The organism is Sulfitobacter sp. 1A13368 (assembly GCF_043557275.1).
In the GTDB taxonomy this organism is placed as follows: domain Bacteria; phylum Pseudomonadota; class Alphaproteobacteria; order Rhodobacterales; family Rhodobacteraceae; genus Sulfitobacter; species Sulfitobacter faviae.
This window is the reverse complement of record NZ_JBIFFR010000006.1, coordinates 193,753-208,349: the sequence shown is the minus strand read 5'-3', so window position 1 is coordinate 208,349 and position 14,597 is coordinate 193,753. Positions and strand designations below refer to the sequence as shown.

At 62.5% G+C, this 14,597-nt stretch carries 14 protein-coding genes; 9 read left to right on the top strand and 5 right to left on the bottom strand.

The window, feature by feature from the left end:
* Positions 1-161: 161 nt before the first annotated feature.
* The gene (ettA, locus tag ACGYK4_RS13670; protein ID WP_394431981.1) at positions 162-1,817 is read right to left on the bottom strand and encodes an energy-dependent translational throttle protein EttA; all 1,656 of its coding nucleotides are present in this window, start codon (positions 1,815-1,817) and stop codon (positions 162-164) included.
* A gap of 353 nt (positions 1,818-2,170) precedes the next feature.
* Here ettA and ACGYK4_RS13665 point away from each other — a divergent pair, with 353 nt between their 5' ends.
* The 3 genes from ACGYK4_RS13665 to ACGYK4_RS13655 all read left to right on the top strand — a co-directional run bounded on the left by ACGYK4_RS13665 (position 2,171) and on the right by ACGYK4_RS13655 (position 4,843).
* Complete coding sequence (locus ACGYK4_RS13665; RefSeq protein ID WP_168612985.1) at positions 2,171-2,608, top strand: universal stress protein; 438 nt, start codon at positions 2,171-2,173, stop codon at positions 2,606-2,608.
* Positions 2,609-2,619: 11 nt separating this feature from the next.
* The gene (locus tag ACGYK4_RS13660; RefSeq protein ID WP_394456996.1) at positions 2,620-4,167 is read left to right on the top strand and encodes an alanine/glycine:cation symporter family protein; all 1,548 of its coding nucleotides are present in this window, start codon (positions 2,620-2,622) and stop codon (positions 4,165-4,167) included.
* Positions 4,168-4,249: 82 nt separating this feature from the next.
* Entirely contained in the window at positions 4,250-4,843 is a 594-nt protein-coding gene (locus ACGYK4_RS13655) for a nicotinate-nucleotide adenylyltransferase (protein WP_394456994.1), read from the top strand.
* Here ACGYK4_RS13655 and ACGYK4_RS13650 read toward each other — a convergent pair.
* On the bottom strand, positions 4,835-5,668 hold the full coding sequence (locus ACGYK4_RS13650; protein ID WP_394456992.1) for a DMT family transporter: 834 nt from the start codon (positions 5,666-5,668) through the stop codon (positions 4,835-4,837). The two genes, ACGYK4_RS13655 and ACGYK4_RS13650, sit on opposite strands and share 9 nt — an antisense overlap.
* A 100-nt stretch (positions 5,669-5,768) precedes the next feature.
* Between ACGYK4_RS13650 and dacB the strand changes: the two genes are divergently transcribed.
* On the top strand, positions 5,769-7,382 hold the full coding sequence (gene dacB / locus ACGYK4_RS13645; protein ID WP_394456990.1) for a D-alanyl-D-alanine carboxypeptidase/D-alanyl-D-alanine-endopeptidase: 1,614 nt from the start codon (positions 5,769-5,771) through the stop codon (positions 7,380-7,382).
* A gap of 7 nt (positions 7,383-7,389) precedes the next feature.
* Here dacB and ACGYK4_RS13640 read toward each other — a convergent pair whose 3' ends face one another.
* Positions 7,390-7,812, bottom strand: coding sequence for a tellurite resistance TerB family protein (locus ACGYK4_RS13640; protein WP_067268129.1), 423 nt, complete (start codon positions 7,810-7,812; stop codon positions 7,390-7,392).
* A 122-nt stretch (positions 7,813-7,934) separates the two neighbouring features.
* On the opposite strand from ACGYK4_RS13640, the gene ACGYK4_RS13635 reads away from it, so the two are divergent.
* From ACGYK4_RS13635 to ACGYK4_RS13625, 3 genes are all read left to right on the top strand, one after another.
* Positions 7,935-9,596 carry a lysine--tRNA ligase gene (locus ACGYK4_RS13635; protein WP_394456988.1) on the top strand — a complete coding sequence of 554 codons (1,662 nt, stop codon included), beginning with the start codon at positions 7,935-7,937 and terminating at the stop codon, positions 9,594-9,596.
* Positions 9,597-9,657: 61 nt separating this feature from the next.
* Positions 9,658-10,071 (top strand): DUF4864 domain-containing protein, encoded by a 414-nt coding sequence (locus tag ACGYK4_RS13630; protein WP_209217053.1) that lies wholly within the window; start codon positions 9,658-9,660, stop codon positions 10,069-10,071.
* Positions 10,072-10,219: 148 nt separating this feature from the next.
* Complete coding sequence (locus ACGYK4_RS13625; protein WP_394456987.1) at positions 10,220-12,508, top strand: glycosyl hydrolase family 28-related protein; 2,289 nt, start codon at positions 10,220-10,222, stop codon at positions 12,506-12,508.
* 59 nt (positions 12,509-12,567) lie between these two features.
* Here ACGYK4_RS13625 and ACGYK4_RS13620 read toward each other — a convergent pair whose 3' ends face one another.
* Both ACGYK4_RS13620 and ACGYK4_RS13615 read right to left on the bottom strand, forming a co-directional pair.
* Complete coding sequence (locus ACGYK4_RS13620) at positions 12,568-13,239, bottom strand: hypothetical protein (protein WP_394456986.1); 672 nt, start codon at positions 13,237-13,239, stop codon at positions 12,568-12,570.
* 129 nt (positions 13,240-13,368) lie between these two features.
* A complete protein-coding gene (locus tag ACGYK4_RS13615) occupies positions 13,369-13,554 on the bottom strand; it encodes a PLDc N-terminal domain-containing protein (RefSeq protein WP_067268122.1) in 186 nt (61 codons plus the stop codon).
* A 181-nt stretch (positions 13,555-13,735) separates the two neighbouring features.
* Here ACGYK4_RS13615 and ACGYK4_RS13610 point away from each other — a divergent pair, with 181 nt between their 5' ends.
* Positions 13,736-14,092 carry a PRC-barrel domain-containing protein gene (locus ACGYK4_RS13610; RefSeq protein ID WP_067268120.1) on the top strand — a complete coding sequence of 119 codons (357 nt, stop codon included), beginning with the start codon at positions 13,736-13,738 and terminating at the stop codon, positions 14,090-14,092.
* 232 nt (positions 14,093-14,324) lie between these two features.
* On the top strand, positions 14,325-14,594 hold the full coding sequence (locus ACGYK4_RS13605) for a GlsB/YeaQ/YmgE family stress response membrane protein (RefSeq protein ID WP_209217057.1): 270 nt from the start codon (positions 14,325-14,327) through the stop codon (positions 14,592-14,594).
* Positions 14,595-14,597 lie beyond the last annotated feature (3 nt).

Sequence of the window (14,597 nt, the reverse complement as noted above, 5' to 3'; positions counted from 1 at the left end):
GGATGTGGAGGTCTGGCAAGCTGTTGTAGCGTTGCAGAAACGCCCTCCGGGGGGAGGGAGGGCGATGCCCGGTATACCACCGGGCGGGGCTGTTGCGGCGTTGCGCAAAAGAAAAAGGGCGCCGGAATTCCGACGCCCTCCAAATCGCTAAGTCGCAAGGCTTACCGCGCGAACTTCTTGTGCTTCAGACGCTTGGGCTCCAGCGCATCGGCACCCAGACGGCGCTTCTTGTCTTCCTCGTAGTCTTCGAAGTTGCCCTCGAACCACTCGACATGCGCTTCGCCCTCGAAGGCCAGAATATGCGTACAAATCCGGTCGAGGAAGAAACGGTCGTGCGAGATGACCACGGCGCAGCCGGCGAAATCCACCAGCGCATCTTCGAGCGCGCGGAGTGTTTCGACGTCCAGATCGTTGGTCGGTTCGTCAAGCAGCAGCACGTTGCCGCCCTCTTTCAGCAGCCGCGCCATGTGCACACGGTTGCGCTCACCGCCCGACAAAAGGCCTACTTTCTTCTGCTGGTCGCCGCCCTTGAAGTTGAAGGACGAGCAATAGGCGCGGCTGTTCACCTCGGCATCACCCAGCTTGATCAGCTCCGCCCCGCCCGAGATCGCCTGCCAGACGGTGTCGTCGGGGTTCAGATCGTCGCGGCTTTGGTCGACGTAGGACAGCTCAACCGTGTCGCCGTATTCGATGCTGCCCTCGTCGGGTTTCTCATGCCCGGTCAGCATCTTGAAGAGCGTCGATTTACCCGCGCCGTTGGGGCCGATCACACCAACGATGCCGCCCGGTGGCAGCGAGAAGTCGAGCCCGTCGATCAACTGCTTGTCGCCCATGTGCTTCTTCAGACCTTCGACCTCGATCACCTTGTTGCCGAGGCGCGGACCGTTGGGGATGACGATCTGGGCGCGGGAAAGCTTTTCGCGCTCAGATTGTTCGGCCATCTCGTTATAGGCCGCGATCCGGGCCTTGGATTTCGCCTGACGGGCCTTGGCGCCTTGGCGCATCCACTCGAGTTCGCGCTCCAGCGTCTTTTGCTTGGACTTGTCCTCGCGGGCTTCCTGCGCCAGACGCTTGGCCTTTTGCTCCAGCCAGTCGGAGTAGTTGCCCTCGTAAGGAATGCCGCGGCCGCGGTCGAGCTCAAGAATCCAGCCGGTGATGTCGTCAAGGAAGTAACGGTCGTGGGTGACGCAGAGGATGGTGCCCTTGTAGTCGATCAGGTGCTGCTGCAGCCAAGCGATGGTCTCGGCGTCGAGGTGGTTGGTCGGTTCATCGAGCAGCAGCATGTCGGGTGCTTCGAGAAGCAGCTTACAGAGCGCCACGCGGCGCGCCTCACCGCCCGAGAGGTTTTCCGGCATCGCGTCGTCCGGCGGGCAGCGCAGCGCCTCCATCGACACGTCGATCTGGCTGTCGAGGTCCCAGAGGTTCTGCGCGTCGATGTCGTCTTGCAGCTTGGCCATCTCCTCGGCGGTCTCATCCGAGTAGTTCATCGCCAATTCGTTGTAACGGTCGAGGATCGCCTTCTTCTCGGCCACGCCCTCCATCACGTTCTCGCGCACGGTTTTTTCGGGGTCGAGCTTCGGCTCCTGCGGCAGGTAGCCGACCTTGGCGCCCTCGGCGGCCCAAGCCTCGCCCGAGAAATCCTTGTCGAGCCCGGCCATGATCTTGAGCAGGGTGGACTTACCCGCGCCGTTGACGCCGACGACACCGATCTTCACGCCGGGGAGGAAGTTCAGGTGGATGTTTTCGAATGTCTTCTTGCCCCCGGGATAGGTCTTGGAGACGCCGGACATGTGATAGACGTATTGATAGGCGGCCATTGGAGAATCCTTGCAACGCGTTTTGGGGTTTGCAGTGCAATATCGCCCGGGCGGGGCAATATCAAACACTCTGTATCGTGCAGGCACCTTGCCCGGCGGGGCCTTGCAGGGCGTGCCCCGGCACCCTGCGCCACAACGGGCGGTGCGGGCTATCGGGTGGTTTTGCAATGGTTTGGCAGGCGATCTGCGCAGTCGATCAGTGAAATTCGGTCGACTTTTCTGCCGTTTTCGCGCTAGAATTTATTCAATCTGCGGTTGGACGGTAAAAACCGCCTAGCGCAGAGTAGGGAGGTTGAAGGCGGTTCTCGCCGTTCGCGGTGCGCCGGTTTCAGCGCAACAACAGGGAAATACTCATGACAAAATCCACCATCGTTGTGGGTCTGGACGGGTCGGAGGCCGGCGCGCGAGCCTTGGCGTTTGCCCAGTCACAGGCCAAACAGATCGGGGATTGTTCGATCACCGTTTGCTTTGTGATCGAATGGTCGCCTTTCACCTTTCAGACCAAGGAAGAGAACGAGCAGCGCCACAAGCGACGCGAGCAGGAGTTGCAGCGCGCCCATGACGTGGTGCTCGACCCTGCCGTGGCCGAGGCCAAGGCCGCCGGTGTCGAGGTCGAGGGGATCGTGCGGCATGGCGATGTGGCCGATATCCTCGAAGCGGTGGCCAAAAAGCGCGGCGCGGTTCAGATCGTCGTCGGGCGGGTTGGTGAGCGGGGCCTCAAGCGGCTCTTTGGTGGGGTGACGGGCCGGTTGGTCGCGGGCTCCAGCGTGCCGGTCACGATCATTCCCTGAAAGGAAACGCCATGAACAAGTTACTGACCTTTGCGATGGCGGCCTTTGCGTCATTGCTGCCGGGCCTTGCCGCCGCGCAAGAGGCTGCGGGCATCGACCAACGTATCAACCAGATCTTTGCCGATTACACCGGCTGGTATGTGTCATTCATCTTTGCCCCGCTGCCGGGGACGAATTTCTCTTGGATCGCGCTTTGGCTGGTCGTGGGGGCCGTGGTCTTCACCGTCTATTTCGGGGCCATCCAGCTCAAAGGGTTCTGGCATTCGATCCAGCTTGTGAAGGGGGATTACTCCGATCCCGACGACGCGGGCGAGGTGAGCCACTTTCAGGCGCTGGCGACGGCGCTGTCGGGCACCGTGGGTCTGGGCAACATCGCGGGCGTCGCGGTGGCGGTCAGCATCGGCGGGCCGGGGGCGACCTTTTGGATGGTGATCGCGGGCCTGTTCGGCATGGCGACCAAGTTCACCGAATGTACGCTCGGGGTGAAATACCGCAATGAATTCCCCGACGGCCATGTCTCGGGCGGGCCGATGTATTACATCGTCAAAGGCTTCTCCGAGCGGGGCCTGCCGCTGGGTGGCTTCATGGCGGTGCTCTTTTCGATCTTCACCATCCTCGGCGCGCTTGGCGGCGGCAATATGTTCCAAGCCAACCAAGCCCATGCCCAGCTTGCGGGGGTCTTGGGTGACTATCCAGGCTGGATCACAGGGGTTGTCCTTGCGGGCGTGACCTTTGCTGTGATCGCGGGCGGTTTGAAATCCATTGCCCGGGTAACCGAGAAGATCGTGCCTTTCATGGGTGTCTTTTATGTGCTGGTCTCGATCCTGATCCTGATCATCAACTGGGACATGATCGGCTGGGCCTTTGGCCAGATCTTCATGGGCGCCTTTACCGGCCTTGGCGTGGTCGGCGGGTTTACCGGCGCGTTGATCCAAGGCTTCCGCCGCGCGGCCTTCTCCAACGAGGCGGGCATCGGTTCGGCGGCCATCGCCCACTCTGCGGTGCGCACCAAGGAGCCGGTGACCGAAGGCTATGTCGCCCTTTTGGAGCCCTTCATCGACACGGTGGTGATCTGCACCATGACCGCGCTGGTCATCGTGATCAGCGGCGTGCTCAACCAAGACCCTGAAACCGGTCTCTACATCTGGAACGCCGAGGCAGGCCGGATCGCGACCGAGGGCGACGTGAGCGGCGTGGCGTTGACCTCGGCGGCCTATGCGCGGGCCTTCTCGTGGTTCCCGGTGCTCTTGATGGTGGCGGTGGTGCTCTTTGCCTTCTCGACCATGATCAGCTGGTCCTACTACGGGCTCAAGGCATGGACCTATCTCTTTGGCGAGGGGGCGGCGAAGGAGCTGACCTTCAAGGTGATCTTCTGCCTCTTCATCGTGATCGGCGCGGCGGCGAGCCTTGGGCCGGTGATCGACTTCAGCGATGCGATGCTCTTCTCCATGGCGATCGTGAACATCATCGCGCTCTATTTCCTGATGCCGATCGTGAAGCGCGAGTTGAACAGCTATGTCGCGCGGCTGCGTTCGGGCGAGATCGTGAAGCACAAGTAAGGGCTTCGCATTGACAAAGGGCCGCAATGCCCCTCCTTTGGCCCCTGATTTCGGATCGGGGGCCATTTTCTTGCGCAATACCATGCCATTCGCCACCAAAGGGCAGGTCGTGGGCCTGTTGGGCGGGTCCTTTGACCCGGCGCATGAGGGCCATGCGCATATCACCCGCGAGGCATTGAAACGCTTTGGGCTGGATCGGGTCTGGTGGCTGCTGAGCCCCGGCAACCCGTTGAAAGAACATGGCCCGGCGCCCATGGCGCAGCGCATGGCGCGGGCGCGGGCGGTGATGGATCACCCGCGGGGCGAGATCACGGGGATCGAAGCACAGTTAGGCACCCGTTACACCGCTCAGACGCTGGCGGCGCTGCGGCGGCACTATCCCGGGGTGCGGTTCGTCTGGCTGATGGGGGCCGACAACCTTGCGCAGTTCCATCTGTGGCAAGACTGGCGGCAGATCATGGAGACGGTGCCGGTGGGCGTGCTGGCGCGGCCCGGGCAGCGTATCTCGGCCCGGATGAGCCGGGCGGCAGCGCTTTATGCGCCCTACCGGATCGCAGGGCGGAACAGCCAGTTGCTGGGCCGCGCCACGGCGCCGGCGTGGTGTTTCGTGAATGTGCCGATGGTCGATGTGTCGTCCACCGCGTTGCGTGCCGCGGGGGGCTGGCGCTCAGCGTAGCCGGGCCGAGGTGATGCCCGCGGTGATGATCACCGCCAGCCCCGCCCAAGTCAGCGCATCGGGCAGGGTACTGAACAGAAACAATCCCAGCAGCACCGCCGCGATCAGTTGGAAATAGACCAAGGGTGCCAGCCGCGTGGCGGGCGCCCGGCGGTAGGCATAGAGCAGCAGCAGATTGCCCAGCATCGAAAACAGCGCGCTCGCGGTGGCCAGCCCCGCGACGGGCAGGGTGGCTGCGGGTAGGTTCATCAGACCCAGAGGCAGCAGCATCACCGCGCTCATCGCCAGTTGGGTGAAAGTCAGCGCAAGGGGCGGGGCGAGGTCAGACAGCCAGCGCGACATGGTGAGAAAGACGCCGTAGAACAGCCCCGCCGCCACGGCAAACATTAGCCCCGGCCCGCCCGTGCCGCCACCCAGCCCCGGGCGCACCACCAGCAGCACGCCGCAAAAGCCCATCAGGATCAACGCGCTGCGCAGCAGGCTAATGCGCTCGCGCAGAAAGATCGCGGCCAGCAGGTAGCTGATCATCGGCCCGATAAAGAAGGCGGCAAAGACATTGGCAATCGCCTCGGTCCTGAGCGCGGTTTGAATGCAGGTGATCCCCAAGGCCAAGGTGCCCGCCCGCAGCCAGAGCCGCCAATCGCGCATCAGCCCCCATGTGCCACGGGGCAGGAACGGCAGCACCATCAGCGCCCCGATGGCAAAGCGCGACCATGCCACGAAGACCGGTGCCACCCCCATGCCAGAGGTCAGGATTTTACCCGCGCTGTCCCCTGCGGGGATCAGTGACATGGCGATGAACATGATCGGAATAGCGCGTTGCATGACGTTGGGTTAGCAGGTCGGCGGTTTTGTGCAACCGCGAAAGCTCCACCCTTGTCAGACCGGTTGTGGCCGAACGCCGCTTGGGGTTTATATCAAGCCCATGAGCCAGAGTTTTTCACGACGTTTCACACGCCGCATTTTCCTTGGGACGGCTGCCGCTGCACTGGCGGCGGCCTCTGCTTGGGCCGAGCCGCCGACCACTTCGTTGCGCCCCGTGGGGCGCGATGCCGACCTGTATAAACAGGCCATTCCCAATGTGTCCGAGATCATCGCCGACAGCGGGATCACCGGCACGGTGGCCTTTGCCGTGGTCGACGTCGACACCGGCATCTGGCTGGAGGCGTCCAACGCCACCGATGGCATCCCGCCCGCCAGCAGCATCAAGGCGATCACCGCGCTTTATGCGCTGGATCAACTGGGGCCGGATCATGTGTTCGAGACGCGCCTTTTGGCGACCGGCGGTGTCGTCGATGGTGAGGTGCAGGGCGATCTGATCCTCGTCGGTGGGGGGGATCCGACCCTCGACAGTGACAATCTGGGGCAGATGGCCGAAGACCTGAAAGAGGCGGGCATCATCGGCGTGAAGGGCGCTTTCAAGGTCTATGAGGGCGCGCTGCCCGCGACCTTTGCGATTGACCCTGAACAGCCTGACCATGTCGGCTACAACCCCGGGGTTTCGGGGATCGCGTTGAACTACAATCGGGTGCATTTTGAATGGAAGCGCACGGGCAACGGCTATGACGTGACCATGGAGGGCCGCGCGGCGCGCTATGCGCCCGCTGTGCGCGTCGCCACGATGGAAGTCGTGGATCGCAGTGGGCCGGTTTATACCTACGAAAACCGGCCTGAGCGCGATGTTTGGACGGTCGCGGAGGGGGCCTTGGGCTCTGGCGGGGCGCGTTGGCTGCCGATCCGGCGGCCCGGTGTCTATGCGGGCGATATCTTTGCCACCATCGCCCGGAGCCATGGCATCAAACTGGGCGATGCGGAGCTGATCGAGACGCTGCCCGAAGGTGAGACCCTCGTCACCCATCGCAGCGCCGAGCTGCGGCCGATCCTTAAGGACATGCTGAAATACTCTACCAACCTCACCGCCGAGATGGTCGGCATGGCTGCAAGCGCCAAACGGTTGGGTACGGTGCCGAGTCTGCGGGCCTCTGCCGCCGAGATGAACAAATGGGCGATTGAGGAACTGGGTATGGAAAACCCGGCGATGATTGACCATTCGGGTCTTGGCGACGACAGCAAGATGACCGTGCATGACATGGCCGGGGGGCTGGCGCGCATTCATGGCACGGGGCTGCGGCCGATCTTGAAACCGGTCTATCTGCGCGATGATCGGGGCCGCCCTGAGCGTGACAATCCGATTGAGATCGACGCGAAGACCGGCACGCTGAACTTCGTCTCGGCGCTGGCCGGGTTCCTGACCACGCCCGAGGACCGGGTGCTGGCCTTTACGATCCTGACCGCGAATATCGAGGAACGGGCCAAGATCAGCCGGGCCGAGCGTGAGCGTCCGCCGGGGGCGCGGGCTTGGAACGCGCGGGCCAAACGTGTGCAACGCGGGCTGCTGGAGCGGTGGGGCCTGTTGTATAACGTCGCCGTGAAGCCCGAGCCGGAGGGCGAAGCCGCGCCTAAGACGCCAGCGGCGCCCGACCCTGATGCCGAAGCCGAGGTCGGGGCCGAGCCGGAAGTCGCGCTGGAAGAGTCCTAACCCGCGCTCAGGTCAGGTGCCGCGCCCGCGCGCCGCGTTCGATCGCGGCGGCGTGGAGCCGGTCGATGTTAAGCTCATAGCGGATCTCTTCGAGCAGCCGCAGCTCGGCCTCGTCCAGCGTGCCATCGGCGGCGGCCACGTCGCAGGCCAGCGCATAGGCCGTTTCATGCAAACGCTCCGGCAGGGCCTCGCGGATCAGGCCAAAGAGGGCATCCAACCCGTCCTCCTGTTCGAACAGGTCAAAGACCGTTTTGCCAATCGTCGAGACGCGATCATTGTCATAGCCCGAGAAGACCGGCAGCAGGTTCAGCGCGGATTCGATTTTGACCAGTTCGGCGGTGCGGATGTCCTCATCCGAGGCCGAGACCGCGATCATCAGCGCGACAAGGCTGTCTTGGGCGCTGAGCGAGAGGGAAGATGTGTCGGGCATCGCGGTATCCTTTGCACAGGTATGTTGCGGTGCAGAATATTGACCCTCAGGGAGTGACGCAATAGGAACGGGCGACCCCGTGCGCATTGGGCGCAGGGACGCCAAAAGATGGATGATCTGACATGTCCGAGACCCGAGACGCGGCACTTAGCAGCAAAGCATGGCCCTTTGAAGAAGCGCGCCGGGTGCTCAAACGCTATGCCAAGAAGCCGCCAGAGAAGGGTTACGTCCTGTTCGAGACGGGCTATGGCCCCTCGGGCCTGCCGCATATTGGCACCTTCGGCGAAGTCCTGCGCACCACGATGATCAAGCGCGCCTTTGAAGAGATCAGCGACATCCCGACCAAGCTGGTGTGTTTCTCGGATGACCTAGACGGCATGCGCAAGGTGCCGGGCAACGTGCCCCAGCGGGAGATGCTGGAAGAGCATATGCACAAGCCGCTGACCTCCGTGCCAGACCCTTTCGGCACGCATGAGAGCTTTGGCCATCACAACAACGCCATGCTGCGCCGCTTCCTCGACACCTTCGGCTTCGAGTACGAGTTCTATTCCGCGCGCGAATTCTACCGCTCGGGCCAGTTCGACGAGGTGCTGCTGCGCGCCTGCGAGAAGTACGACGAGATCATGGCGGTGATGCTGAAGTCGCTGCGCGAAGAGCGCGCGCAGACCTATTCGATCTTCCTGCCGATCCACCCCGAAACGGGCCGCGTGATGTATGTGCCGATGAAGGAGGTCAACGCCAAGGACGGCACGATCACCTTCGACGACGAGGACGGCAACGAGATGACGCTGCCGGTCACCGGTGGCAACGTGAAGCTGCAATGGAAGCCCGATTTCGGCGCCCGCTGGGCCGCGCTCGACGTCGACTTCGAGATGTACGGCAAGGAACACGCCACCAACACGGCGATCTACGACCGCATCTGCGAGATCTTGGGCGGCAAGAAGCCCGAGCATTTCAGCTATGAGCTGTTCCTTGATGAGAACGGGCAGAAAATTTCGAAATCCAGCGGCAATGGCATCTCGATCGACCAATGGCTGAGCTATGCCAGCACCGAGAGCCTGTCCTATTTCATGTTCCTCAAGCCCAAGACGGCCAAGCGCATGTATTTCGACGTGATCCCCAAGGCGGTCGACGAGTATCACCAGCAGCTGCGCGCCTATGAGGCGCAGGACGTGAAGGCGCGGCTGAATAACCCCGTCTGGCATATCCACGGCGGCGATGTCCCGAAGTCGGATATGGTGGTGCCTTTCTCAATGCTCTTGAACCTCGCCTCCGTGTCGAGCGCCGAGGACAAGTCGCAGCTGTGGGGCTTCATCCAGCGCTATGCGCCCGAGGCGACGCCTGAGAGCAACCCCGGCATGGATGCGGCGGCGGGCCACGCGGTGCGCTATTTCAACGACTTCGTGAAGCCCACGAAGGTGTTCCGCGCCCCAACCGAGCTGGAGCGCGAGGCGCTGGAAGACCTGCGTGACCGGCTGAGTGTTTACATGCCTAGGGAAAATTTGCCGCTGGAGTTGGGCATCCCAACGCAGAAAGTGGGTGAAAAAACGGTCTCAGGAGAAAAGGTTCAAAGCTACACAAATCCTGAAGAGCTTCAACAGATTGTCTTTGATGTGGGGCGGGATCGTTTCGACCCGCTGCGCGACTGGTTCAAGGCGCTTTACCAAGTGCTCTTGGGCGCCGATCAGGGGCCGCGTTTCGGGGGTTTCATCGCGCTTTATGGCGTGGAAGAGACCGTCACGCTGATCGACGACGCGCTTGCGGGCAAGCTGATCAACACGTGAAACTTTTGCCTCTGCCCTTGCGTGACTTAGATCATTCAATATGGGCAGAGGGGGAAAGGCAATGCGCAAAGGGATGTTCACGTTCTTCGGAGGGCTGGTGCTATCGGCCCTTCTTAGCTTTGGCGCGATGGCGCAGCAGGCTGAGATCGAAGAGACGATCAACCGCCAGTTCGACGCTTTTCGCGCGAATGATTTCGCCGCCGCATTAGAATTCGCCACGCCGAATTTGCAGCGCTTTTTCCAGACCCCCGAGAACTTTCGCAGCATGGTGAGCAATGGCTACCCGATGGTGCAGAACCCGGCGGAGGTGCGGTTCCTTGACCGGCGCGCGGATGGGGCGCGTTTTTATCAGGTGGTGCAGGTGGTCGATCCTCAAGGGTTCACGCATCTGTTGGGCTATCTGATGGAACGGACGGAGGCGGGCTGGCGCATCGGCGCGGTGCAAATCCTCGACGCGCCGGGGGCCAATGTCTGACCATTGTTGCGCCGCCCCCGAGCGGCGGGGCAAATGCGGGTTAATACATCGTTGATACTTCCCTGACCTCGCGGTTCGGCCCTCGCCGAGCCTGAGCAGTTGAGCGGCGCGCCCCGGTGGGAGGTGCGGACCGGGGAAAGGAAAAGCGATGAACAAGGCGATTACCGATGGCGTGGTGTTGATGCCCACCCCCTTTGCGGCGGAGCTGGATGTCTGGTCGAGCGGCGACGGCACGCCGGGGTCGGACACCTATGAGAACGCGGCCAATGCCGCCTTTGTCCCCGCGGATCAGGACTTTGGCGGGGCGTTGGAACTGCTGAAGACGCAAGCCACGCAACGGCTGCGCTACATGGGGCAGACCCCGCTGCTGCCGGGCTGCTATCTGCGGGTCACGGCGCGGGTGAAGGCGGTGAGTGGCAACCTGCCGACGGTGCGGATCGCAGGCTATCCGGCGCAGGCGGGTGGGGGCCGGGTGAGCGGTGTGACGGAGACCGGGCCGGCGGTTGCGCTGACGGCCTATGGCGAGGTGGTCGAGGTCAGCGCGATCATCGGCAGCGGCGACCGTGGCGGGGTTGATATGGTCTGGGGCACCGGGGCCGTCTATGGGCATTTCGGGTTGGACCTGACCGGGCCGACGGGCGGCGTGGTTCGGATCGACGATATCGTGATCGAGGATGTCACCTCGGTCTTTCTGCGGGACATGCTGGCGCAGGTCGATGTGCGCGACTTTGGTGCGGTGGGCAACGGGGTGAGCGACGATACCGCCGCTTTCGAGGCGGCAAATGCCGCGGCGGCGGGGCGCACGGTGCTGGTGCCCGCGGGGAACTACCTGCTGAACGGGGATGTGACCTTTGACACGCCGGTCAAATTCGAGGGCCATGTGACCATGCCGGTAGGGGCGGTGCTGTTGCTGCGCCGCAATTTCGACCTGCCCAGCTATATCGAAGCCTTCGAGAATGAAGAGACCGCTTTTCTGAAAGCCTTTCAGGCGCTTTTGAACAACGCGGATCACGACTCGCTCGATATGGGGGGGCGCAAGGTGAATGTGACCGGGCCGCTCGACATGCAGGCGGCGGTGCCGGACAAGACCAGCTATGCCACCCGTCGGGTGATCCGCAACGGCCAGCTTGAGGCCGCGGCGAGCAGCGCATGGGATACGGTGGTGGTGACCTCGCAGGCGCGCTACGCGGCCTCGGACGCGCGCAAGCTGACCAATGTGACCAATATCGCCAACGTGCCGGTGGGCGCACTGGTTGAAGGGGCCGGGGTGGGGCGCGAGATTTATGTGCGGTCCAAGAATGTCGCCACGCAGGAGATCACGCTCAACGCGCCGCTTTACGATGCGGAGGGAACGCAGAATTTCACCTTCCGCAAGTTCCAATACATGGTGGATTTCAGCGGCTTCGCCTCGCTGTCGAAATTCGTGCTCGATGATATCGAGTTCCAGTGCAACAACCGGTGCAGCGCGATCAACCTCGCGCCCTCGGGGCTGATCTTTCACCTGCGGGACTGTTTTGTCAGCCGCCCGAAAGACCGCGGCGTCACCTCGATCGGCGGGGGCTGTCAGGGCATGTTGATTGACCGCTGTCAGTTCCTGTCGGCAGAGGATGCGCTGACGGTGCCGAACCGGACCTCCATCGCGCTTAACACCAACGCCAACGACGTGAAGCTGCGCGATTGCCGTGCGACCAAATTCCGCCATTTTGCACTGCTGGCGGGGGGCAACAGCATCGTGACGGGCAATCACTTCTTTCAGGGCGATGCGGTCGACAACGGTGTACGCTCGGCGGGGCTGATCCTTGCTTCGGCCCATACCAGCGCGGTGGTGACCGGCAATTACGTCGATAATTGCTTTATCGAATGGACGAATGAGCAGGACCCGACCCCGGCCTTCTCCACGGGCTATTCGTTCAGCGCGCTCAGCATCAGCGACAATATCTTTCTGTCCGGGGAGGTGGCCCCGTGGTTCAGCTATATCGTGGTAAAACCGCATGGCGCGGGGCATTTCCTGAGCGGGGTGACCATCACAGGCAACCGGTTCCGCAGCCTTAACGGCAGCATTGACCGGGCCGAGCGGGTGGATACGACCTTTGCTGATCTTGACCTGTCGCGGTGCAAGAACGTGGTGATGAAGGGCAATTCCTTCCATGCGGTGACCACGCAAGTCGAGAATATGGCCGAGATCGAGTTCACCCAGTCGACCCCGTCAGAGACTTGGGTGATCGATACCGCCGGGCATCTGCCGTTCGAGGGGCAAGCGCTCAACAGCGACGCGGTAGTGGCCCATGGGGCGATCCGCAACGGCAACAACGTGGCGCAGTTCGACATGCCTTATGTGAAACACGCCGAAGGGCCGGACCGGGATCAGTTGCATGTGGTTTGGCCGACGCCGGTGAAGGGCAAGGTCTCTGTCATGGTGCGGATGGACAACCGCTGACCGTGGCGCTGCGCTGAGCTGTGAAGTGGCCCTGCCGGAGATCGGCGGGGCCATTTGACTTAGAACTCCCGCCAGAGGCTGAGGGTGAGGGCCGAATTCTCTGGCGCGTCGAAGGGGATTTCGCTGCCCAATTGCAGGCGGTATTTGGTGAAGCTGGGCGACAGGACGATAGAGGAGGCGAATTTGGCATAGGTCTCACCCCCCGTGTAGGTGAGAAAGACCTGCGCCATTCCGGTGGTCACGGGGGTGAAGTCGAGCCCGGCGGTGCTGTCGATCTTTATGACTTCTTGCGAAAACCCGAACTCCCAGCGGGCAGAGGCGTCGACGGTCAGCCAGCCGTTCCGTTCGCCCAATGTGAAACCACGGCCCCAAGACAGCCCGGCCCTGAGGTGGGGGGAGATGAGTTTCCCCGACCAGCTTGCCCCGGCGCCAATGTCATAGGCCCAGCGACCCGTGTCACTCGGCTCTCGCAAGGGGAAGCGTAGGAAGACGGTGGCATGGCCGCTTTGCAGGCCAAAACGGCTTTGCGCGGTGTTGAGGTCGAAGCCGAGTGTGAGCCGCTCGCGGAGCCCGTATTCGATATAGGTGCTTTGGGAGAGGTCGTAGAAGTAAGTCGCCGAGAAGGAGCTTGAGATGAAGGTCGTGCCTTCCTCGCGCAGCCACGGCCCGGCGTGGGCGGCGGTGGGGCTGAACTGGCAGGCCAGTAGGGTAAGACAAAGGGCAGATCGCATGGCAGGCTCCTGCTGCGATCTTGGTTAATGGCGGTTAACAAATCGTTTCTCGCGGGATGGGAACGTGAAAACCCGGCGCCGAAGGCACCGGGTTTTGCGGTTGCTATGTCAGGGTCGCCCGGCGTGGGCTCAGACGTGGGCCTTGTTGCCGCGGGGGCCTGCGATGAGCCAGACGATGAAGCCCAGCACTGGCAGGATGATGATGCCCAAGACCCAAGCGATCTTGGCCGCGCCCGAGGCGCTGGAGGTGACGACCTGATAGATGGCGTAGATGTCGGCGATGAGGATGATGAGCCCTAAAAGTCCATATTCCATTGTTTGATCCCTCTCGAATGCGTGCGTTTCTATTGAGTGATCAACCCAAGGGCGCGCGCAATTGTTCCCGGACCGCGCCGCGCCGGGGCTAAGCCGATCCCCGCCAGTCTGCCCGTATTGCGGGAACCGGCGCCGCCCGCCTTGGGTTTTGTGGGTACAGCAATCATGAGAGGAACAAGCCATGACTGACACGACAGCACCCGCATCGCTGGTTTCTTCGGACAACGTGAACGGCACCGCCGTTTTCGGTGCGGACGGGACTGAAATCGGCCATATCGACCATCTGATGATCGACAAGAAATCCGGCAAGGTTGCCTATGCCGTGATGGGCTTCGGCGGTTTTCTGGGTCTCGGGGAAGAGCATTACCCGGTCCCGTGGAACGCGCTGAACTATGACCCCTCGCGCGATGGTTTCATGACCAATATTGACGAGGCAACGGTCAAAGGCGCGCCGGAGCGGACCGAGCAGTGGCACAGCGACCGCGCGTGGCAAGAGCGGACGTTCGATCACTACGGCGTGCCTTATTACTGGATTTGATAGGCGCTCTAGATGGTTAAGGGAGGCGATGACGCCTCCCTTTCGCTGTGGCGATAGTCTGCGTAGCCCATTGTTTTCGCGCAGCGGATCGGGTCTGATGAGAGTGCGGCTGGTTTGGCCGTGATTGGAAAGGAACCCCGATGCGCCGATTGATCGCTCTCGGCCTGCTGCTGACCCTTGGGGCATGCGGCGTGCCATTCGTACCCTTCATTTGATTTAGGAGAACCCTTCGATGGAAGCCTTTCTTGATACGCTTGGCGCGGTGGCGCTGATCGCGCTCGTGGTGGTCGGGCTTGCCGCCGGGGCCATTGCCGGGGCCGTGGCCGGCCGGAACCGTATTCTTTACCTTGTTTTAGGGGTCGTCGGCGCCGTGGCGCTGCCCTTCATCCTTGCCGCGCTGGGCGTGACGGTGGTGGCCGCGGGGGGCTTGCTTTTGCTGCTGGTCGTCGCCGCAATCGGGGCGGCGCTGGTGTTGGCCTTGGTGGCGGCACTGCGACGGTAACCG